The following is a 21460-nucleotide window of genomic DNA, read 5'->3' as shown; positions in this document are numbered from 1 at the left end:
GCGCTGTAATGCCTGACATCTATCACTTTTTCCAACAGCTGGTTAATGGTCTGACCATTGGCAGCACTTATGCCCTGATCGCCATCGGCTATACGATGGTTTACGGCATCATTGGAATGATCAACTTCGCCCACGGCGAGGTGTACATGATCGGCTCCTACGTGGCGTTCATCGCCATCGCCGGGCTGGCCATGCTGGGACTCGACAGTGTTCCGCTGTTGATGACCGCCGCTTTCCTCGCGACCATTGTCGTGACCAGTGCCTACGGTTACAGCATCGAACGGATCGCCTACCGCCCCTTGCGCGGCAGCAACCGTCTGATCCCGCTGATTTCCGCCATCGGCATGTCGATCTTCCTGCAGAACACGGTTCTGCTGGCGCAAGACTCCAAGGACAAATCCATTCCCAACCTGATCCCCGGCAACTTCGCCATCGGGCCAGGTGGCGCACATGAAGTGCTGATTTCCTACATGCAAATCGTGGTGTTCGTGGTGACCCTGGTCGCCATGATCGGCCTGACGCTGTTCATCTCCCGCTCTCGCCTGGGTCGCGCCTGCCGCGCCTGTGCCGAAGACATCAAGATGGCCAACCTGCTGGGTATCAACACCAACAACATCATCGCCCTGACCTTCGTCATCGGTGCCGCACTGGCCGCCATCGCTGCCGTGCTGCTGAGCATGCAATACGGCGTGATCAACCCGAACGCAGGTTTCCTCGTCGGCCTCAAAGCCTTCACCGCAGCAGTACTGGGCGGCATCGGCAGTATCCCCGGAGCCATGCTCGGCGGGCTGGTGCTTGGGGTAGCGGAAGCCTTCGGTGCCGATATCTTCGGCGACCAGTACAAGGACGTCGTGGCGTTCGGTCTATTGGTTCTGGTGTTGTTGTTCCGGCCAACCGGCCTGTTGGGCCGTCCGGAGGTTGAGAAAGTATGACTAGGAATCTTAAACAGGCGTTGTTCAGCGCCTTGCTGGTGTGGGCCGTTGCCTACCCGGTGCTCGGTCTGAAACTGACCATTGTCGGCATCAACCTCGAAGTCCATGGCACCAGCAATGCAACGCTGATCACCATCGCCGTGTGCTCGGTGCTGATGTTCCTGCGGGTGTTGTTCGATCAGCAGATCAGCTCGGCCTGGCGCTCCTCGCCAAACATGCCGTTGATTCCGGCCAAGGCCAGCAACTTCCTGACCCTGCCGACCACCCAGCGCTGGTTCATCATTGCGTTGATCGCCGGTGCCCTGGTCTGGCCGTTCTTCGGCTCCCGCGGCGCGGTGGACATCGCCACCCTGGTGTTGATCTACGTGATGCTCGGCCTCGGCCTGAACATCGTGGTCGGTCTGGCCGGCCTGCTCGACCTCGGTTACGTCGGCTTCTATGCCGTCGGCGCCTACAGTTATGCACTGCTGTCGCATTACTACGGTTTGAGCTTCTGGATCTGCCTGCCGATCGCCGGCCTGATGGCGGCCACCTTCGGCTTCCTGCTCGGCTTCCCGGTGCTGCGCCTGCGCGGTGACTACCTGGCGATCGTGACCCTGGGCTTCGGTGAAATCATCCGTCTGTTCCTGCGTAACCTCACCGGCCTCACCGGTGGCCCGAACGGCATCAGCAACATCGAGAAACCAACGTTCTTCGGCCTGACCTTCGAACGTAAGGCTGCCGAAGGCATGCAGACGTTCCACGAGTACTTCGGCCTGGAATACAACTCGATCAACAAGGTGATTTTCCTCTACCTGGTTGCGCTGTTGCTGGCCCTCGGCGCCCTGTTCGTCATCAACCGTTTGCTGCGCATGCCGATCGGTCGCGCGTGGGAAGCGTTGCGTGAAGACGAAATCGCCTGCCGGGCACTGGGTCTCAATCCTACGGTCATCAAGTTGTCGGCCTTTACCCTGGGCGCCAGCTTCGCCGGTTTCGCCGGCAGCTTCTTCGCCGCCCGTCAGGGTCTGGTGACGCCGGAGTCCTTCACCTTCATCGAGTCGGCGATCATCCTCGCCATCGTTGTGTTGGGTGGCATGGGCTCGCAACTGGGCGTGATCCTCGCGGCCGTGGTGATGATCCTGCTGCCTGAAATGATGCGTGAGTTCAGTGAGTACCGCATGTTGATGTTCGGCGCCCTGATGGTGCTGATGATGATCTGGCGACCTCAAGGCCTGCTGCCCATGCAACGTCCTCACATGGAGCTGCGCAAATGAGCCGCGAAATCCTTAAAGTCGAAAATCTGAGCATGCGCTTCGGCGGCTTGCTGGCGGTCAACGGCGTGGCCCTGACCGTGAAGGAAAAACAGGTGGTTGCGCTGATCGGCCCCAACGGCGCCGGCAAGACCACCGTGTTCAACTGCCTGACCGGTTTCTACAAACCGAGCGGCGGCAGCATCCTGCTGGATGGCGAGCCGATCGAAGGCCTGCCCGGCCACAAGATCGCCCTCAAAGGCGTGGTGCGCACCTTCCAGAACGTGCGGTTGTTCAAGGACATGACAGCGGTCGAGAACCTCCTGATCGCGCAGCACCGTCACCTGAACACCAACTTCCTGTCCGGTCTGTTCAAGACGCCGGGGTTCCGCAAGAGCGAACGCGAAGCGATGGAATTCGCCGAGTTCTGGCTGGACAAGGTCAACCTCACGGCGTTCGCCAACCGCCCGGCCGGCACCCTGGCCTACGGTCAGCAACGCCGTCTGGAAATCGCCCGCTGCATGATGACCCGTCCGCGGATCCTCATGCTCGACGAACCGGCCGCCGGCCTGAACCCGAAGGAAACCGAGGACCTCAAGGCGCTGATCAGCATGTTGCGCGAAGAGCACAACGTCACCGTGCTGCTGATCGAACACGACATGAAACTGGTCATGAGCATTTCCGACCACATCGTCGTGATCAACCAGGGCACGCCCCTGGCCGACGGCACGCCGGAACAGATCCGCGACAATCCTGAAGTGATCAAAGCCTACCTGGGGGAAGCGTAAATGCTGCAATTCGAAAACGTTTCCACCTTCTACGGCAAGATCCAGGCGCTGCACAGCGTCAACGTCGAAGTCCGTCAGGGCGAGATCGTGACTCTGATCGGTGCCAACGGCGCCGGCAAGTCGACCCTGCTGATGACCCTCTGCGGTTCGCCGCAAGCCCACAGCGGCAGCATCCGCTACATGGGTGAAGAGCTCGTCGGCCAGGACTCGTCGCAGATCATGCGTAAAAGCATTGCGGTCGTACCGGAAGGTCGTCGGGTGTTTGCCCGTCTGACAGTGGAAGAGAATCTGTCCATGGGCGGATTCTTCACCAACAAGGGCGATTATCAGGAACAGATGGACAAGGTTCTCGGACTTTTCCCACGCCTGAAAGAACGCTTTGCCCAGCGCGGCGGCACCATGTCCGGCGGTGAACAGCAAATGCTCGCCATCGGCCGTGCGCTGATGAGCAAGCCCAAGCTGTTGCTGCTCGACGAGCCTTCGTTGGGCCTGGCACCGATCATCATCCAGCAGATCTTCGACATCATCGAACAGCTGCGCAAGGATGGCGTGACGGTGTTCCTGGTGGAGCAGAACGCCAACCAGGCGCTGAAAATCGCTGACCGTGCGTACGTTCTGGAGAACGGCCGGGTGGTGATGCAAGGCACCGGCGAAGCGCTGCTGACCGACCCGAAAGTGCGCGAAGCGTACCTCGGTGGTTAAGCCTTTGCGGTAAACAAAAAACGGCCTTCGGGCCGTTTTTTTGTGCCTGCCACACTCTCATCAACAATGAAGATCCAGTGTGGGAGCGGGCGTGCTCGCGAAAGCGGTGGGTCAGCCAACATTGATGCTGAATGCGAAACCGTATTCGCGAGCAAGCCCGCTCCCACAAGGTTTTGTGTTGTGTCAGACATTATCGTTAGAGCCGATCCAGCGCCTCCCCGCTTCGCTTGAACCAGCCAATCAAATAATCCGCCAGCACTTGCGTGCGCTTGGGCAACCCACCCTGATACGGATGCACCAGGTACATCGGCATGCGACGTGTCTGATAGTCGCGAAGGAGCCAGCGCAAACGCCCGTCAGCCAATTCCGACTGCAGCAGGTAGGACGGCAGACGCGCAATACCCGCGCCACCCAATGCGGCTTTCTTCAACAGGCTGTAATAGTTGCTGGCGAACGGTCCCGACACACGCACCCGCAACAACTCGTGTTGCTGGTGATACAGCCATTCTTCGCGGCCGCTGTAGTGGCTGTTGAGTAAACAGCGGTGTTCTGCGAGCGCCTGCGGCGTCAACGGTTCGCCGTATTGCTCAAGGTAGGCCGGACTGGCACAGGTCAGTTCGTGCCAGGCCAATAGGGGGCGCGCCACCAGACGCTCGTCATTGCCCACGTCGGCGCGAACCGCCAGATCGAAACCGTCGCGGGACAAATCACGATAGTTGTTGCTGAGGTCGAGTTCGATCTGCACTTCGGGATACTGGTGGGAAAACTCCAGCAACAAGCCATCGAAGAAGGTTTCCCCCAGCGAGACCGGAACCGTCATACGCACCGGCCCGGCCATGTCGTCCTTCAACCTCGCCAATGCCTGATGCGCTCGTTCCACCTGGACGACCAGCGCCTGGGCTTGCGGCAACAGCGCCGCCCCGGCCGCCGTCAAACTCAAGCGTCGAGTGGTGCGTTGCAACAGCACCACGGAAAACCGCGACTCGAGCAGGCTGATGCGCTTGGATAACTGCCCCTTGCTGCAACCCAGCTGCTGCGCCGCCAAGGTGAAACTGCCTGCTTCGATCAACACGGCGAACGCCGCCAGATCATCCATCTCGCTCATGGATTGTTTCCATTTGAAAACCAAAGGTTGCCTATTAGCGCGCTTATCCGCAGAAAAAACCACTCTAGACTGAAGCCACTTTCAACACACATGAGGTTCAGCAGCATGAAAATTCTTTTGATAGGCGCAGGCGGCACCATCGGTTCGGCAATCGACAAGGAATTGTCCGAGCGTCACGAGATCATCCGCATCGGTCGCAATAGCGGCGATCTGCATGTGGATATCAGCGACAGCACCTCGATCCGCAAACTGTTCGAACAGACCGGCAAGTTCGATGCGCTGGTCTGCGCCGCGGGCAACGTAACCTTTGCACCGCTCGCTGAAATGAGCGAAGACAGTTTCGCCCTGGGCCTGAAAGACAAGCTGATGGGCCAGGTCAACCTGCTGCTGATCGGCCGCGAATTTGCCAACGATGGTGCCTCGTTCACCTTCACCACCGGCGTGCTCAGCCATGATCCGATTCGCAGCGGTGCCTCGGCAGCCCTGGTCAACGGCGCCCTCGACAGCTTCGTGCGCGCTGCGGCGATTGAACTGCCGCGCGGCCTGCGGGTGAACTCGGTGAGCCCTACCGTATTGCTCGAAGCCATGGGCAAATACGCGCCGTACTTCCGCGGCTACAAACCGGTTCCCGCAGCCGATGTGGCACTTGCCTACGCCAAAAGCGTGGAAGGCCTGCAAACAGGTCAGACCTTCCACGTCGGCTGACACACAACCATCCCTGTAGGAGCGAAGCTTGCTCGCGAAAGCGTCGTGTCATTCAACGACGATGTTGAATGAACTGGCCCCTTCGCGAGCAAGCTTCGCTCCTACAGTTTGATCGACGCAGCCAAATCAAAAGTCAGCGGGGTTGTGATGAACGGTCAGGCTGAGTAACGTGGCGGCACTTGTCTGGAGAGCCAAAGATGCGTGTTGCCCGTTCCTTAGTCCTTGTTGCCCTGCTTCCGCTGTTCGCCGCCTGCCAGTTGCTGGATGGCCCGCGTGAAAGTGCTTCCCACGTAGGCCAGACCCGAATGCAGGGTCAACTGATGGCAGCCGACGGCAAGCTGTCGTTCCAGCCATGTAATGAGCAGCGCAGTTTCGTGGTCAAGGACACCGGCGGCACCAGCGTCCTGCAAGAGTTCGCGAGCCTGGCCGATGCCCAGGGCAAGCTGTTCGCCGATGTGCGTGGCCGGATCGAGGGCAGTCGCCTGGATCTTGCGCAGTTGTACCGCGTCGAACGCTCCGGCACGGCCTGTGACGATGCCAATTTCAAACTGTTGATCCTGCGCGCCGCCGGTCACGGTCCAGAGTGGAACGTGAAAGTCAGCGGCAAAGGCATGGTCATCGACCGTGCAGGTCAACCGCCGTTGGCCGTGCCTTATGTTGAAGAACAATTGGGCGACGGCCGCTTCAACCTCAGCACCGAAGCCAATAACCAGCGCATCGAACTGTGGGTCGCGCCGCAACGGTGCGTCGACAGCAGCACCGGCAGCGTCCAGCACATGAGCGCCGAATTGCGCATCGATGGCCAGGTCCAGCGCGGCTGCGGGTATTTCGGCGGATCACGCGACGACTGATCGTTTAAGCCTCACGGGAATCATTCTTTGAGGCTTATAATCGCGGCCTTCAAACGCCCTGGCGCAGTTGTGCGCCCCGCGAACCGGATCCTGTCATGTTACGAATCACTGAACTCAAGCTGCCGATCGACCATCCCGAAGAAGACCTGCGCCCTGCCATCGTGCAGCGCCTGGGCATCGCCAGTGATGACCTGCTCGATTTCACCTTGTTCAAGCGCAGCTACGATGCGCGCAAAAAGTCCTCCGAACTGTGCTTCATCTACACCATCGACCTCACTGCGAAGGATGAGGCCGCGTTGCTGCACAAGTTCGCCGATGACCGTAACGTCAACGTGGCGCCGGATGTCAGCTACAAAGTGGTCGGCCAGGCGCCGGCCGATCTCGAGCAACGTCCGGTCGTGGTCGGTTTCGGTCCGTGCGGGATTTTCGCCGGGTTGCTGCTGGCACAGATGGGCTTCAAGCCGATCATCCTCGAACGCGGCACAGAAGTTCGCCAGCGCACCAAGGACACTTGGGGCCTGTGGCGTAAAAGCGTGCTCAACCCCGAGTCCAACGTACAGTTTGGTGAAGGCGGCGCGGGGACATTCTCCGACGGCAAGCTCTACAGCCAGATCAAGGACCCGAAATTCATCGGCCGAAAAGTCCTGCATGAATTCGTTAAAGCCGGCGCTCCGGAAGAAATCCTCTACGTCAGCAAGCCGCACATCGGTACGTTCCGTCTGACCGGCGTTGTGGAAAACATGCGTGAGCAGATTCGCGCCCTGGGCGGCGAAGTGCGCTTCCAGCAGCGCGTCACCGACGTGTTGATCGAAGATGGCCAACTGGTCGGCGTCGAGCTCAACGGCGGCGAGCAGATCCATTCGAAACACGTGATTCTGGCCCTCGGCCACAGCGCCCGGGACACCTTCCGCATGCTCCACGGCCGTGGCGTGTTCATGGAAGCCAAGCCGTTCTCGGTGGGTTTCCGCATCGAACACCCGCAGTCGCTGATCGACCGCGCGCGCCTGGGCAAATACGCCGGCCACCCGAAACTCGGGGCCGCCGACTACAAACTGGTGCACCACGCCAAGAACGGCCGCTCGGTCTACAGCTTCTGCATGTGCCCCGGCGGTACCGTGGTCGCGGCGACGTCCGAACCGAATCGCGTCGTGACCAACGGCATGAGCCAATACTCGCGTAACGAGCGCAACGCCAACTCCGGAATCGTCGTCGGCATCACCCCGGAAGTCGATTACCCGGGCGGCCCGCTGGCCGGTATCGAGTTGCAGGAGCGCCTGGAATCCCACGCCTTTGTGCTGGGCGGCAGCAATTACGAAGCGCCGGCGCAACTGGTAGGCGATTTCATCGCAGGCAGACCGTCCACCGAGCTGGGCAGCGTTGAACCGTCCTACAAACCCGGTGTTGCGCTGGGTGATTTGGCGCTGGCCTTGCCGGCATTCGCCATCGAAGCCATTCGCGAAGCCTTGCCGGCGTTCGAGAAGCAGATTCGAGGTTACTCGCTGCATGACGCGGTGTTGACCGGGATCGAAACGCGCACCTCGTCGCCGCTGCGGATTACCCGTAACGAGTCGATGCAGAGTTTGAACGTGAAGGGCTTGTTCCCGGCGGGTGAAGGCGCGGGTTACGCGGGCGGGATTCTGTCGGCAGGTGTGGACGGGATTCGCATCGCTGAAGCCGTGGCTCGCGATATCCTCGGTCTCGAAGCCTGATCCCAGGAACGACACCGCCCCCGTAGGAGCGAGGCTTGCCCGCGAAGAAGTTGACGCGGTCTTCCTGAAAGACAGCATTATCGTTCTTCGCGAGCAAGCCTCGCTCCTACAGGGGTGGTGTCCGGCTTAGATATTGGCGCGCAGCACGGTCGCCGGCAACGGCTCACCCCGCTCGACACTCGCCGCCACCACATCCATCAACCCACTCAACTCATACCCCTGGGCCTTGAGCCAATCCTGATCGTAATAACTGGTCTCATAGCGCTCGCCGCCATCGCACAGAATCGCCACGATCGACCCCGACTCCCCCGCCGCCACCATCTGCTGGGCCGCCATCAACGCGCCGATCAGGTTGGTCCCGCTCGACCCGCCCACTCGCCGTCCCAAACGCTGCGCCAGGTAATGCATGGCCGCCAGCGACAGATCGTCCGGCACCTTGACCATTGCATCGATCACCTTCGGCAGGAACGACGCCTCGACCCGTGGCCGACCGATGCCTTCGATCCGCGAACCGTGATCCAGGCGCAGGCTGGCATCGCCGGTCAGGTAGTAATCGAAAAACACCGAACGCTCGGCATCGGCACACAGCACGCGGGTGCAATGCTGGCGATAACGCACGTAACGGCCGAGGGTCGCGGTGGTGCCGCCGGTGCCGGGGCTGGAAATCAGCCAGCTCGGCTCGGGATGCTGCTCGAAACGCATCTGATGGAAGATCGACTCGGCGATGTTGTTGTTCGCCCGCCAGTCGGTGGCGCGTTCGGCGTACGTGAACTGATCGATGAAGTGCCCGTCGTGCTCGCGCGCCAGGCGTTCGGACTCGGCGTAGATCTGCGTCGGATCATCGACCAGATGGCTCTTGCCACCGTAGAAAGCAATCTGCGCGATCTTCTCTTTAGAGGTGGTTGCCGGCATCACTGCAATAAACGGCAAGCCCAGCAAACGGGCGAAGTACGCCTCGGAAATCGCCGTCGAACCGCTGGACGCTTCGATCACCGGCGCACCGGGCTTGAGCCAGCCGTTACACAACGCATACAGGAACAACGAGCGCGCCAGGCGATGTTTCAGGCTGCCGGTGGGGTGGCTCGACTCATCCTTGAAATACAACTCGATGCCCGGCAAACCCGGCAGGGGTAACGGGATGAGGTGGGTATCGGCGCTGCGCTGGAAGTCGGCTTCGATGATGCGGATGGCTTCTCGAGCCCACTGTCGGTTGTCGCTCATGATGGTTTTCTCGTTGAGTCGGCCTTGTCGCAAGGCTCAGCCCTGAAGCTTAGGAAAAATCCGACATCCCGCACAGATACAGCTGAGCTTCAATACGTCCGGCAACTGCTAGGCTCAGGTCCGTGTCGCCCTTTCGGCTGTAACGGCATATAACAAAAAAGAATATAACTTTTGTTTTAACAACTAACGGTACGGGTTAGGGTGTGCCACCTTTTTTGATAATTCGATGGAGAGCGACCTTGCCTCTGCGTAGCACTTTCACGCGTTTCTTTCAGTTGGAAGCTGCCAGCGGTCTGTTGTTGATCGCCGCTGCAGCCCTGGCTTTGATCATCAATAATTCGCCGCTGTCATGGCTGTACACCAGCTTTCTGGACACTCCGGTGGTGGCGCAGATCGGTGCGCTACAAATCGCCAAACCGGCGCTGCTGTGGATCAACGACGGCCTGATGGCCCTGTTCTTCCTGCTGATCGGCCTGGAAGTGAAGCGCGAAGTCCTCGACGGTCAACTGTCGAAACCTTCGCAGGTCGTCCTGCCTGGCGCCGCGGCCATTGGCGGCATGGTCGTGCCGGCGCTGGTTTACTGGTTTTTCAACCGTGACAACCCCGCAGCGCTCGGCGGCTGGGCCATTCCGATGGCGACTGACATCGCCTTCGCCCTCGGTGTCCTTGCACTGCTGGGCAAGCGCGTGCCGGTGTCGCTGAAACTGTTTTTGATGACCCTCGCCATCATCGACGACCTGGGCGCGATCATCGTCATTGCGATCTTCTACTCAGGAACGCTATCGACCCTTTCGCTGGCGCTCGCCGGGAGCTGCATTGTTGCCTTGATTGCGATGAACCGGCTCGGCGTGGTCAAGCTCGGGCCGTACATGATCATCGGTTTGATCCTGTGGGTGTGCGTGCTCAAAAGCGGTGTCCACGCGACACTGGCCGGCGTCACCCTGGCCTTCTGCATCCCGCTGCGCACGAAAAACGCCGAACCTTCACCGCTGCTGACGCTGGAGCATGCCCTGCACCCATGGGTGGCCTACGGCATCCTCCCGTTGTTCGCCTTCGCCAACGCTGGCCTGTCCCTGAGTGGCGTGACCGTCGAAAGCTTCACCCACCATGTGCCGATGGGCATCGCGGTCGGCCTGCTGCTGGGCAAGACCCTCGGCGTGTTCGGCCTGACCTGGCTGGCGGTGAAAATCGGCATCGCCGCCCTGCCCCAAGGCGCCAATTGGGGCCAGGTGCTGGGGGTGGCGATCCTCTGCGGGATCGGTTTCACCATGAGTCTTTTTGTCGGCTCCCTGGCGTTTGAACCGGGCGTCAGTGACTACGCCGGCATGGACCGAATGGGGATTTTGACCGGTTCGATATTGGCGGCATTGATCGGTTATGCGGTGACGGCAGCGTCGAGTCGCAAGAACACCGCGCTGCCATCCTGATCAACAGGGACAACTCCTAACGTCATTCGAGACGCGTCCTACAGCCACGATCAGCCACGTTCGTTAACGTCGCACAGCCCGTTTTTCAAGGGTTGTCGACGGACGAATGCAAGGATGATCAGTGGCTGGCAAGGACATTCCCCGGGTTCAAAACCCACCCTCAGGTGACGGGCATCACGTTACCTACCGCTACATGACGGCCACCGAACTGGCCGCGCGAAACACACGCCAAAACGCTTACGACGCCCTGCTCGCGAGGCAACAGGCCTTTGAAGACAGTCTGCAGGTCCTTGCGAAAAGGGACGATGCCGTTCGCGCAGGCTGCGTGTTCGCCAAGTCCTGCAAGCTCCCCGATGCCATCATCGATTACTCCCATCCTTCCGGCGTGGTCCCGACTGACAGCCTGAAAGACTACGGTGAGCTGATTCTGCTGGGCGCTCGCGAAGCGGATGAATCAGGCGCTGTGCCACTGAAAAAGATCAGCGGCACAGCGATTCCTGCCGGTCTGGGCAGCCTCACCCTGGCCGGTTCGGCATTCGCCGCCATTCCTGCCGCCGCTGCCGCCACCGTTGCCGCAACGCTGGTTGGCCTTGTCGCACTGGTCACACCCTCGAGCCTGGGCGACAGCTCGCTCTACACCGAAGACCAGCTCCGGGCCCTGAAACAGGCGCGTACTCGCGTGCGCTTGCGGGTTGAGCAACAGGCTGATGGCAGCCTCAAGGGGTATGGCTTCTACACCGGCAAGAATCGCGATTGGGAAATGGTGGATGTCGTGCAGTTTGCATTGCGCGGCAGTCAGCAGGTTGCGGATCTGGGGGATGGCGTTGAGCTGATCTGGACACCGGCTGTGGATGGTTCAGACATCCTCGGCATTCCCGCACTGGAGGCAGCTCCGCAAGCACCGCACATCTGGGTTTATCCGCCGACGAAACAGGCTGACAGCATCATCGTCGATCCGGTTTATCCGCCTGATTACAAGGATTTCATTCTTGTTTTTCCGGTGGGGTCGGGGGTGCAGCCGGTTTACATCGTTCTGAGTGTCCTGGGAGACCTGAAGTACCACCCTGCGCCAACAGCATTACCAGCTTTTCCAGATATAAAACCTGCGCCGATGAAAACTTCCGTGCGGGGCGGCGGAAAAAAACGCAGACGCTGGAAGGATCCGTCAGGGAGAATTTATGAATGGGACTCACAACATGGCAAGGTTGAGTTGTACACGAAACAAGGAAAACATCTGGGAGAGTACAACCCAGAAACCGGAGAGCAGACAAAACCTGCCGATCCGGCAAGGAGAGTAGACAAATGAAACATGTAATAGAGGTTTTCGACCGTCAGACTGAAGATCTGCTTCTTACCGTAGATGTCCCTGGCAGTCGACGTAAAGCTTTGAGAGTTCTGATGAACTGGCAGCAACCGGACGACGAATTCGACGGTCACGACTTGTCCCCAGAACAAGTAAAGGTATTGGAAGACTGGACAGGAAAATCCCTAATGGGTGCAAATAACATCGTACAACTGGTATGCACAGAATGACTCGAAGCTATCCGGCGGTACGCCATGCAGTTGAAGCTTTTGATAAAAAAACAGAATTTTTAGTGTTTGAAGTGCCCATCCCCAGGGAGAATATCGAAAAGCTAAGAATAATAATGAAGTGGAGCGAACCAGAAGACGAAATCTATGGTTACGATCTTGATAGTGCTCAGATAACGCAGTTGGAAGCTTTGATCGGCATTACGTTCTACGACCCGAAGTACGATTTTCAGATCGGGAGTCATGCAAGCAAGTAATTTTCTACTCGCATAAAAAACCCCGACCAGTCACCTGATCGGGGTTTTCTTTTACCCGTTCTCGCTTAGTGCGAAACGCGGCTAGTCCCATCAACAGTAGCAATCCGCACCCGCTCACCCACACGGAACACTTCATTCTCCTGAACCTGCTGAACATAGGCGCGCATGCTGCCGTCGTCTTCGCGAACGGTGATTTCAACGCCCTGGGCGCGGGTCAGGCCTTCTTCAGTGGCCGAGCCGATCAGGCCGCCGGCAACGGCGCCGATGACCGCCGCAACGATACTGCCGCGACCGCCGCCAATGGCGCTGCCGCCAACACCACCGACCGCCGCGCCGGCGAGGCCGCCGATCGGGGTCTTGGTGCCTTCGATTTTCACCGGACGCAGGGATTCGATGGTGCCCATGCGAACGGTCTGCACACGACGCGCTTCGTCACGGGAATAGGAGTCACCGGTCAAGCTCGATTGGCAGCCAGTGAGCAACATCGCCATCGTGGAAAAGGAAGCAACCAGCAGAACAGACTTACGCATAGCATCAACTCCAAAGGACAGGTCATCATTAAACTCCGCAGCTTGACGCCTGTCACGACGTGGCCCGGATAAAATTGGTTTGATTCAGGCCAGGTACAGGCGCCTCCACGAACTCAGCACACAGTAGCGGCAAATGGCTGAATCTGCGCCGCTGAACCAGGAATTGTCATGGATTACTTCATCATTGTCGTCACCACTGTCGCCGGTCTGTACTTCCATGGTTGGTTGTACTTGCGGATCAAACGCTGGATGGACCGCGACCTGGCGTTAGCCTTGGCTGGTGAGGACGAGCATAAGAAAGTCTTCATGCTCCAGCAACTGGCGAACGCTCAAGCGCAGAAGATCAAGCGTCGGGACCTGCCCCAGTGGCTGGAGGCCGCTGCGGCAGGCTATCCCGATCGGTAGACTGCTCAGGGTGCCAGACGTTCAAGAATCCAGTCGGCGCCCTGCGAGCGGTAGTTGAGGCGATCGTGCAGACGGCTCGAACGACCCTGCCAGAATTCGATGCGCTCAGGCAGCAGGCGATAACCGCCCCAGTGTTCGGGGCAATGAGGCTGTGTATCGCTGAAACGTTGCTCGGTGTTCTTGAGCAACGCTTCCAGTTCAGCGCGATCGGCGATCACGCGGCTTTGCGGTGAAGCCCAGGCGCCGAGACGGCTGCCCAGCGGCCGAACCTGGAAATAGGCATCGGACTCTTCCGGCGTGACCTTCACCACCCGACCTTCGATGCGCACCTGACGCTCCAGGGCCGGCCATAAAAAGGTCATGGCCGCGAACGGATTCGCGGCCAGGTGCTGCCCCTTGGCGCTGTCGTAGTTGGTGAAGAACGTGAAGCCGTGTTCGTCCAGGCCCTTGAGCAGCAGAATGCGGCAATGCGGCCGACCGTCCTGGTCGACGGTCGCCAGGGTCATGGCGTTGGCTTCCACCGGTGCCTGTTCGGTTTTCACCGCGTCGGCAAACCACTGATGGAACAGCGCGAACGGTTCGGCCGGGGCTTGTGCCTCGGTCAGGCCGTCTCGGGTGTAGTCGCGACGCATATCAGCCAGGCCCTGGGTCATGGCGCATTCCTTTTGGTTAACGAATCACTTTTTCACAGCATCGGCGGCAACGACTTTCTTGTCAGTTGCTGCAGCTTTGGCCGGCGCGGTCTTTTTGGCCGGTGTCGCAGTTTTGGCCGGTGCCTTCTTGGCAGCGGCTTTCTTGGCCGGTGCTTTTTTCGCGGCAGGCACAGCGGCTTTCTTCGCGGCAGGTGCAGGCGTAACCGGCTTGACCACTGGCTTGACGTCCTGGGCTGCGACCAATTTCACCGGCGCCGGGGCTGGCATGTTGTATTTGCTCAGCAGCGCGACCATGGTGTTTTGCGGGGTCACCAGCAGCTCAACGCGACGGTTCAAGGCACGGCCTTCAGTGCTGTCGTTCGCTGCACGCGGGGCTTCGCCGCCCATGCCGCGCAGCATCAGGCGATCACGCTGCAAGCCGCTGAGACGGAAGATCGCCGCCACGGCTTGTGCCCGTTCCTGACTCAGTTTCACGTTGGCCGGTGCGGCGCCCGAGGTGTCGCTGTGACCAAGTACCAGCACGGCGGTCTTCGGATCGACTTCGAGGATTTTCGCCACGCGAGTGAACGGGCCCAGGGTGACCGGCAGCAACATCGCTGGACGGTCGGGGTTGAACGAGCCTTCTACCGGCGCAGTCACCACCAGCACGTTTTCACGGCGCTCGAGTTGCAGGTTACTGTCCTTGATTGCCTCGCGCAGGCGCGGTTCGTAATCATCGAGCCAGGCCTGGGTGACTTTCGGATCCGGCATCGGCACGACTTTAGCGGTGCTCTGTTCCTTGCCGCCGAACGGCCACCACCATTTGCCACCCGCATCGGCTTCAGCCTTGGCCACTTCAACCGGTTTGGCTTCAGGTTTCACCTCAGGCTTCTTGTCCAGAACTTCCTCAGAGCCAAACGGCCAGTACCAAGGATTGGAGCTTTCAGCCTTCTTGACCACCGGGGCCGCTGCGACGGGTTTCACGGGTACCGGAGCGGGAGCCGGCTCTTTTGCCGCGACTTTGTCGGAGGAGCCGAACGGCCACCAGCTGCTGCCATCCGAATCATTTTGTGGAGTCTGCGCACAACCGGTAACAGCGACACACAGGGCCAAAGCGAGGGTGGTTTTATTAAGTGACATTGGATATCCACAAAAATGAAGTCATAAAAAATCAGGCCGGCATGACCCGGATAAACAGACGCTTGGAAAACATAAAGGCCTTCGGGTTCCGGCCCTGGAACCGTTGAGCGCGTTTTACAGACAAGTGGCCAGTACCCGTGCGAGCTTTTGCGCGCGCGGATCCATCAAGACGTAAGGCCCCAGTGTATTTGTCACAAAACCGAAGGCGACATCGTGCTCAGGGTCAGCAAAACCGATGGAACCGCCGGCGCCCGGATGGCCGAACGCTCGTGGACCGAGGCCATAAGTGGCGTTGGGAACGTCCGGTTGATCGAGCATGCAACCCAGGCCGAAGCGGGTCCGGGTCAGTAAAGTCTTGTCCTCGCCGAGGCTGTGTTCGCGGGTCAGCTCGTCGAGCATCTCGCTTTCCAGCAGGCTGCCGTCGAGCAGACCGGCGTAGAACCCGGCCAGGCTGCGGGCATTGCCGTGGCCATTGGCAGCCGGTTGCTGCATGCGCCGCCACTCGGGCTTGTTGGTGCTGGTCAGGACCGACGGCGGGTTGGTGAAGGCCCGCGTGGTCATGGCCGTCGGTTCGCGCATCGTCACTTGCAGCAGGCGTTGGGCCGCGGCATCGCCGACGTTGCCCTTGCCACGGGCGATGTGCGCCACGCGATGGAACTCTTCATCCGCCAGGCCGACGTGGAAATCCAGCCCCAACGGTTTGGCGACGCGGGCCACAATCGACTCGCCCGGCCCACGACCGTCGGCCCGACGCAGCAATTCGCCGACCAGCCAGCCATAGGTGATCGCGGCATAACCGTGAGCAGTGCCCGGCGTCCACCACGGCGCTTCGGCCGCCAGTGCATCGACCATGGTCTGCCAGTCGTAAAGCGCCTCGGGCGCCAGCAACTCGCGCAACGCCGGCAGACCGGCCTGATGGCAGAGCAATTGACGCAGGGTGACGGATTCCTTGCCGGCGGCAGCGAATTCGGGCCAGTAGCGGGCAACCGGGGCGTCCAGTTGCAGCTTGCCTTCGGCCACCAGTTGCAGGGCGGTGACGGCGGTGAAGGTCTTGGTGCAGGAGAACAGGTTGGCGATGGTGTCGCTGTGCCAGGCCTCAAGGCCATCCTTGTCGGCGGTGCCGGACCAGAGATCGACGACGGTTTCGCCTCCGACCTGGATGCACAGCGCTGCGCCACGTTCCTGGGGATCGTCGAACAACGCGGCAAACGCTTCACGCACCGCTTCGAACCTGAGTTCGTAATGACCCTGAATCTGCACCCGCTACTCCCTCGGACAAAGCTCTACAAAGTGGCCCGCATTGTTCCAGCCATTGATGGTTTTGGGAACAGGGGCGGGCTGGGCGGTCGGTTTGCCCGTGTCTTGGCTCTGAAATTTATGGTGTTTTTGAGGATGCCTTCGCGGGCAAGCCTCGCTCCTACAGGTTCAGAGGTGCTCTTGTAGGAGCGAGGCTTGCCCGCGAAGAACGATGACTCGGTTTCAGGCCTTAATGGCCCTTCCCGGAATGCCCACCCGGGTTACCGGCGCCCTGCCCCGGGCCTTTGCCGGCTTCGGCTTTTCGCCCACCCTCGGCATCATGGCTGGCTTTATCCGCTTCAGCCTTGGCCTTCTCGGCCTCTTTGCCCAGCTGATCAACGGCCGCGAGGTTGCTCTTGCGCACACTGTCGACAAAGCCCTGGAACGGCAGATCGGTAATGCCCACCAGACCGAAGTGCCCGTTTTCGCCGTCCAGCAGTCGGCCGGTCACCGGTTGATCGAGGTACTGGAACCAGTGCACGCCAACAATCAACGGCTCGCTCAGCGCCTGTTTCAGGAAGTTGGCGTAGGCCGGGCCGCGGTCTTCTTCCTTGGCCAATTGCGTAACGCCACCCCAGAACGGGCCACGATCGGCGGAGCCAAAGTTGAATTCGGTGATCAGCACCGGCTTATCCAGACTGCGCAATTTTGCGAAGTCGTAACCGTCCTGCGGTTGCAGGGTGTACAGGTTGAAGCTCAACACGTCGCAATACTGCGCGCAGGATTCCACGGCTTCCGGCGTGCTGATGGCAAAGCGACCGCCGAGCAACAGCTGATTCGGCGCGTGCCACTTGAGCGAGTCGGAAATGGTTTTGAAGTACGTGTCGGCAAAGACCTTCTGGAAGTATTTGAAGTCAGCCTCGATTTCCGGGTGTTCGGCGCTTGGCAGCGGCGGTACGAAGCCTGGGTCTTCCATCAATTCCCACGCCGGCAGGTCGATGCCCCAGGCTTTGGAAAGGCCCGCCTGATTGCGGTATTTGTCGCGCAGTTGCTTGAGGAACGCGCGCTTGGCCGGCACGTCGGTGGTCATTTTCAAGGTGCCGTAGGCCAGCGCGTAGCGGGCTTTCGGGTCGTCACCGGGGCCGGCCCAGGCCAGCTCGTTGTCGGCGAAGTAACCGATCAGCCACGGATCGTCACGATGATCGCGGGCGGCAATGGCCACGGCACGCTCGGTGGCCATGGCGAAACGCGGGTCAAACGGGTCGGGCATGCCGCCCCACCAGTCGGTGCCCGTGCTGATGCTGGCGTAATCGCCGACGATCGACAGCGGCAAGGTGTAGGGCACGCGATCAGCGTTGGCCAGTGCCGGGGCACTCCAGTTGCCGACGGTGTTGAAACCCCAGGCTTGCAGGCGATCCAGGGTGTGGCTGGTCCAGCGTTGTTCATCAATCACCGCTGTGCAGGGCTCGGCGGGTTTCTGCTCGGCCGCTTTCGCAACGGTCGCGTCCTCTGCGCCGGCCTTGGCGGCTTCGGCAACACCGGATTCGGCCGTGGCCGGCACGACCGGTTGCTCAGCGGCTTTTTCAACCGTCGCCTCAACCGCGTCAGCCTTGGCCGCTTCGGCGACACCGGCCTTGGTGTCGCTGCCCAATACGCAAGGAGCGCCATACAGACGCTGCAGGTTGGCACCATAGAAGTCGTACCAGCGGCCGGCGTTATAGCCACGGCCCTGATCGACGCCATTGCCGCCACGGTTGTCGCCTTCACCAAAATGACTGGCCAGCGGCTCGTCAGGTTTTGGCAGTGACTCGAACATCCATTCGCGGCCGGCGATGTAGGTCTGGTTGACGTCCGGGGTAACGGTGTTGACCCCGAGCGAATAAAACGGATGCCCTTCCGGTGTCACCAGATACCAGCGACCGTCACGTTTCTCGGTGCGGAAAAAGCCGCTGGCCTTGAAGGCCGGGCCTTTCAACCAGCCACCGAATTTGTCCAGCGACGACTTCTCGCGCTCGGCCAACCAGGTTTTGGTTTGTTGCTGTTCCTTGGCGGCGGCGCTTTTGAGTTGCTCGTCGCTGCCGATCTTCTCCGGCCATTTGCTTCGGGTCGATTGCCCGAACGCGTCCACCAGCCCGCCGTAAACGGCTTGGGTCACAGCCGCGCTGTCTTGCACACCAAAGCGTTCCAGCAGGATGCTTTGGGCGACTTTCGGCTGATCCATCGACAAGGTCACCGACACCACCTGGCTGCGATCCAGTTCACCGGCGCTGCTGGCCAGCAGGATGCGTTGACCGTCGACGGTCATCGGCATCGGCGGGCCGGCCTTCATGCCCAGGCTCAGTGGCGAAGTGGCGACCAGCGGCACCAGCAGCGTTTGCGCAGGACCGGCCGGCAGGTCGACGCGACTGATCAGCGTCTTGCCGTCGTTGCTCTGGATTTTCACGTAGAGCGTCACGGCCCAGTTCATCGCGCTCTGGATCCGCAGGCTCATCACGCCGGACTGCGACCAGTCCCAGGCACCGGTTTGCGGAGTCAGGCGCAAGGTTGGCTGGGCCACCGGGTTGAACGTCACCCGACGCAGCACTTCGCCTTCGGCTGTTTGCTCGGCATTGGATTGCGGCAGGCTGGCGTCCTGAGTCGCCACCTGAACCACGTCGGCGGGGCGCACGAAGTTGAACAGCGTCTGCTGGGCTGCGGGCGCAGCGAGCAAGGGCGTTGTGAACAACAAGGCAAAAACGGCAGGCAACGAACGGCGGATCATGAGAACGAAATTCTCCCTAACGACCTCAATGGGCCAATGGAAAAGCGATGGCAGAGAGATAGACAACGCGGCGGGCAGATTTGCCCACCGCTGTATCAGGAAATTTCTCGACGGAATGGCGGCAACGCATTGAGGATGGCTTTGCCGTAACGCTGGGTGACCAGGCGCCGGTCAAGCAAGGTGATGGTGCCGCGGTCTTCTTCGGTCCGCAGCAAGCGACCGCAGGCCTGAACCAGTTTCAGCGAGGCGTCCGGCACGGAGATCTCCATGAACGGATTGCCGCCCCGTGCTTCGATCCACTCGGCCAGTGCCGCTTCGACCGGATCATCCGGCACCGAGAACGGAATCTTCGCGATCACCACGTGCTCGCAGTAGGCACCGGGCAAGTCGACCCCTTCAGCAAAACTCGCGAGGCCGAACAACACGCTGGAATCGCCACCGTCGACGCGTGCCTTGTGCTTGTTCAGGGTTTCCTGTTTAGACAGGTTGCCTTGAATGAACACTTGCTTGCGCCAGTCGCGGTCGAGGCCGTCGAACACGTCCTGCATCTGCTTGCGCGACGAGAACAGCACCAGCGTGCCGCGCGAACCTTCGACCAGCTGCGGCAGATCGCGAATGATCGCGGCGGTATGGGCCGGTGCATCACGGGGGTCGGCTTTCAGGTCCGGCACCCGCAACACACCGGCGTCGGCGTGATGGAACGGGCTCGGAACCACGGCGGTCACGGCTTTTTTCGGCAGGCCGGCACGCATGCGGAAACGGTCGAACGTGCCGAGTGCGGTCAGCGTTGCCGAGGTCACCAGTGCGCCATAAGCCACGTTCCACAGGTTGCGCCGGAGCATTTCCGCCGCGAGGATCGGGCTGGCGTTGACCTCGATGTCGAACAGCGAACCGCTTTCGGCCAGGGTCAGCCAGCGCGCCATGGGCGGGTTGTCTTCCGGGTCTTCAGCGGTGAACGCGACCCACAGCTCCCAGTTGCCCGAAGAACGCGACAACAGGCTGCCAAACAGCGGATACCACTCCTCGGCCTGGTTGCTGGCGATGCCGATGTTGACCTCGCCGTCCATGCCTTCCTTGAGCAGCTCGGTGAGCCGGGTGAACAGGTCGGTGAGGCGGGCGAAGCCTTTCTTCAGCTCGACGCCCATTTCGCGCATGTGCTCGGGAATCACCCCGCCGACGAAGCGGTGACGCGGCCGCTCACGGCCTTCGACGTCTTCGCCGGGTTTGAAATCGGCGACCTGTTCGCAGGCACTGAACATGAACTGTTGCTGGGTCTTGATCTCACGGGCCAGTTCCGGCACCTGTTCGATCAACTTGCCCAGGTCACCCGGCAGCGGGTGCTGGGCGAGTAATTTGGTGAGGTTCTTGGCCGTGGTTTCCAGCCAGTCGGCGGTGGAACGCAGACGCGTGTAGTGAGCGAAGTGGCCGATGGCCTTGTCCGGCAGGTGGTGACCTTCGTCGAACACGTAGATGGTGTCGCGCGGGTCCGGCAGAACCGCACCGCCGCCCAATGCCAGGTCGGCCAGGACCATGTCGTGGTTGGTGACGATCACGTCGACCTTGCCCATGCCTTCCCGGGCCTTGTAGAAGGCACACTGGCCGAAGTTCGGGCAATGACGGTTGGTGCACTGGCTGTGATCGGTGGTCAGGCGCGCCCAATCGGCGTCTTCCAGGGCGGTGGACCAGCTGTCGCGATCGCCGTCCCATTTATTGCCGGCGAGTTTTTCGATCATGCTGGTGAACAGCTTCTGACTGGCCTCATCGACCTCGATCTTGAAGCCTTCTTCTTCGAACAGCTGCGCGGTGGCGGTTTGTGCGTGACCTTCCTGGAGCAACATGTCGAGCTTGGACAGGCACATGTAGCGCCCGCGCCCCTTGGCCAGGGCGAAGCTGAAATTCAGCCCGCTGTTGCGCATCAGGTCGGGCAGATCCTTGTAGACGATCTGTTCTTGCAGGGCCACGGTGGCCGTGGCGATCACCAGGCGTTTGCCGGCGGCCTTCGCGGTCGGGATCGCCGCCAGGCTGTAGGCCACGGTCTTGCCGGTACCGGTGCCGGCTTCCACCGCGACAATCGCGGGGTCGCCACTGCGCCGGCCTTCGTCGTCGGTGTCGATGTCACCGAGGACTTTGGCAATTTCGGCGATCATCAGGCGTTGGCCGTAGCGCGGCTTGAGGCTCTTGGCTTCGAGAAAACGCGAGTAGGCGCCCTGGATCGTGGTTTTGAGTTCGGTGCTGATCATGGATTGTCGGGCGCAAAAAACGCTGGATAAATTTTCAGTGGTTCGGTTCGGCGGCTATCA

At 60.6% G+C, this 21460-nt stretch carries 20 protein-coding genes; 12 read left to right on the top strand and 8 right to left on the bottom strand.

Annotated elements, in window-relative coordinates:
• Positions 1-8: 8 nt before the first annotated feature.
• The 4 genes from livH to J2Y86_RS24445 are packed head-to-tail and all read left to right on the top strand — an operon-like array spanning position 9 to position 3651.
• Positions 9-932 (top strand): high-affinity branched-chain amino acid ABC transporter permease LivH, encoded by a 924-nt coding sequence (livH, locus tag J2Y86_RS24460; RefSeq protein ID WP_253437478.1) that lies wholly within the window; start codon positions 9-11, stop codon positions 930-932.
• A complete protein-coding gene (locus J2Y86_RS24455; protein ID WP_253437475.1) occupies positions 929-2185 on the top strand; it encodes a high-affinity branched-chain amino acid ABC transporter permease LivM in 1257 nt (418 codons plus the stop codon). Before livH ends, J2Y86_RS24455 begins: the two co-directional genes overlap by 4 nt.
• Entirely contained in the window at positions 2182-2949 is a 768-nt protein-coding gene (livG, locus tag J2Y86_RS24450) for a high-affinity branched-chain amino acid ABC transporter ATP-binding protein LivG (RefSeq protein WP_017336820.1), read from the top strand. Before J2Y86_RS24455 ends, livG begins: the two co-directional genes overlap by 4 nt.
• Entirely contained in the window at positions 2950-3651 is a 702-nt protein-coding gene (locus J2Y86_RS24445) for an ABC transporter ATP-binding protein (RefSeq protein WP_253437472.1), read from the top strand.
• Between the two features lie 196 nt (positions 3652-3847).
• On the opposite strand, the gene J2Y86_RS24440 is transcribed toward J2Y86_RS24445, so the two are convergent.
• Entirely contained in the window at positions 3848-4756 is a 909-nt protein-coding gene (locus J2Y86_RS24440) for a LysR family transcriptional regulator (RefSeq protein WP_253437469.1), read from the bottom strand.
• A 105-nt stretch (positions 4757-4861) separates the two neighbouring features.
• On the opposite strand from J2Y86_RS24440, the gene J2Y86_RS24435 reads away from it, so the two are divergent.
• The 3 genes from J2Y86_RS24435 (at position 4862) to J2Y86_RS24425 (ending at position 8021) form a co-directional block, all read left to right on the top strand.
• Entirely contained in the window at positions 4862-5461 is a 600-nt protein-coding gene (locus J2Y86_RS24435) for a short chain dehydrogenase (RefSeq protein WP_253437466.1), read from the top strand.
• 197 nt (positions 5462-5658) lie between these two features.
• Positions 5659-6312, top strand: a complete 654-nt coding sequence (locus J2Y86_RS24430) for a COG3650 family protein (RefSeq protein WP_253437464.1) — start codon at positions 5659-5661, stop codon at positions 6310-6312.
• A gap of 95 nt (positions 6313-6407) precedes the next feature.
• Complete coding sequence (locus J2Y86_RS24425; RefSeq protein WP_253437461.1) at positions 6408-8021, top strand: NAD(P)/FAD-dependent oxidoreductase; 1614 nt, start codon at positions 6408-6410, stop codon at positions 8019-8021.
• Positions 8022-8147: 126 nt separating this feature from the next.
• Here J2Y86_RS24425 and J2Y86_RS24420 read toward each other — a convergent pair whose 3' ends face one another.
• A complete protein-coding gene (locus J2Y86_RS24420; protein WP_253440417.1) occupies positions 8148-9245 on the bottom strand; it encodes a PLP-dependent cysteine synthase family protein in 1098 nt (365 codons plus the stop codon).
• A gap of 236 nt (positions 9246-9481) precedes the next feature.
• Here J2Y86_RS24420 and nhaA point away from each other — a divergent pair, with 236 nt between their 5' ends.
• The 4 genes from nhaA to J2Y86_RS24400 all read left to right on the top strand — a co-directional run bounded on the left by nhaA (position 9482) and on the right by J2Y86_RS24400 (position 12456).
• Positions 9482-10669, top strand: coding sequence for a Na+/H+ antiporter NhaA (gene nhaA / locus J2Y86_RS24415; RefSeq protein ID WP_253437458.1), 1188 nt, complete (start codon positions 9482-9484; stop codon positions 10667-10669).
• 121 nt (positions 10670-10790) lie between these two features.
• The gene (locus tag J2Y86_RS24410) at positions 10791-11975 is read left to right on the top strand and encodes a colicin E3/pyocin S6 family cytotoxin (RefSeq protein ID WP_253437455.1); all 1185 of its coding nucleotides are present in this window, start codon (positions 10791-10793) and stop codon (positions 11973-11975) included.
• Positions 11972-12202, top strand: coding sequence for a DUF7683 domain-containing protein (locus J2Y86_RS24405; protein ID WP_253437452.1), 231 nt, complete (start codon positions 11972-11974; stop codon positions 12200-12202). Before J2Y86_RS24410 ends, J2Y86_RS24405 begins: the two co-directional genes overlap by 4 nt.
• Entirely contained in the window at positions 12199-12456 is a 258-nt protein-coding gene (locus tag J2Y86_RS24400; RefSeq protein ID WP_253437449.1) for a DUF7683 domain-containing protein, read from the top strand. Before J2Y86_RS24405 ends, J2Y86_RS24400 begins: the two co-directional genes overlap by 4 nt.
• Before the next feature lie 65 nt (positions 12457-12521).
• Here the strand turns inward: J2Y86_RS24400 and J2Y86_RS24395 are convergent, their stop codons facing one another.
• Complete coding sequence (locus tag J2Y86_RS24395; protein ID WP_017336812.1) at positions 12522-12986, bottom strand: glycine zipper 2TM domain-containing protein; 465 nt, start codon at positions 12984-12986, stop codon at positions 12522-12524.
• 168 nt (positions 12987-13154) lie between these two features.
• Here J2Y86_RS24395 and J2Y86_RS24390 point away from each other — a divergent pair, with 168 nt between their 5' ends.
• The gene (locus J2Y86_RS24390) at positions 13155-13391 is read left to right on the top strand and encodes a hypothetical protein (protein ID WP_253437447.1); all 237 of its coding nucleotides are present in this window, start codon (positions 13155-13157) and stop codon (positions 13389-13391) included.
• A 5-nt stretch (positions 13392-13396) separates the two neighbouring features.
• On the opposite strand, the gene pdxH is transcribed toward J2Y86_RS24390, so the two are convergent.
• The 5 genes from pdxH to dinG form a co-directional block, all read right to left on the bottom strand.
• The gene (gene pdxH, locus J2Y86_RS24385; RefSeq protein WP_253437444.1) at positions 13397-14044 is read right to left on the bottom strand and encodes a pyridoxamine 5'-phosphate oxidase; all 648 of its coding nucleotides are present in this window, start codon (positions 14042-14044) and stop codon (positions 13397-13399) included.
• A 24-nt stretch (positions 14045-14068) separates the two neighbouring features.
• The gene (locus J2Y86_RS24380) at positions 14069-15163 is read right to left on the bottom strand and encodes an OmpA family protein (RefSeq protein WP_253437441.1); all 1095 of its coding nucleotides are present in this window, start codon (positions 15161-15163) and stop codon (positions 14069-14071) included.
• Positions 15164-15277: 114 nt separating this feature from the next.
• Positions 15278-16423 carry a serine hydrolase domain-containing protein gene (locus J2Y86_RS24375; RefSeq protein WP_253437438.1) on the bottom strand — a complete coding sequence of 382 codons (1146 nt, stop codon included), beginning with the start codon at positions 16421-16423 and terminating at the stop codon, positions 15278-15280.
• A gap of 226 nt (positions 16424-16649) precedes the next feature.
• The gene (locus J2Y86_RS24370; RefSeq protein ID WP_253437435.1) at positions 16650-19160 is read right to left on the bottom strand and encodes a beta-galactosidase; all 2511 of its coding nucleotides are present in this window, start codon (positions 19158-19160) and stop codon (positions 16650-16652) included.
• A 95-nt stretch (positions 19161-19255) separates the two neighbouring features.
• A complete protein-coding gene (dinG, locus tag J2Y86_RS24365) occupies positions 19256-21400 on the bottom strand; it encodes an ATP-dependent DNA helicase DinG (RefSeq protein WP_017336806.1) in 2145 nt (714 codons plus the stop codon).
• Between the last annotated feature and the right edge of the window lie 60 nt (positions 21401-21460).

Origin of the sequence: Pseudomonas migulae, from assembly GCF_024169315.1 — a bacterium.
Lineage (GTDB): Bacteria > Pseudomonadota > Gammaproteobacteria > Pseudomonadales > Pseudomonadaceae > Aquipseudomonas > Aquipseudomonas migulae_B.
The sequence above is the reverse complement of the archived record's forward strand: the minus strand, read 5'-3'. Positions and strand labels throughout refer to the sequence as shown.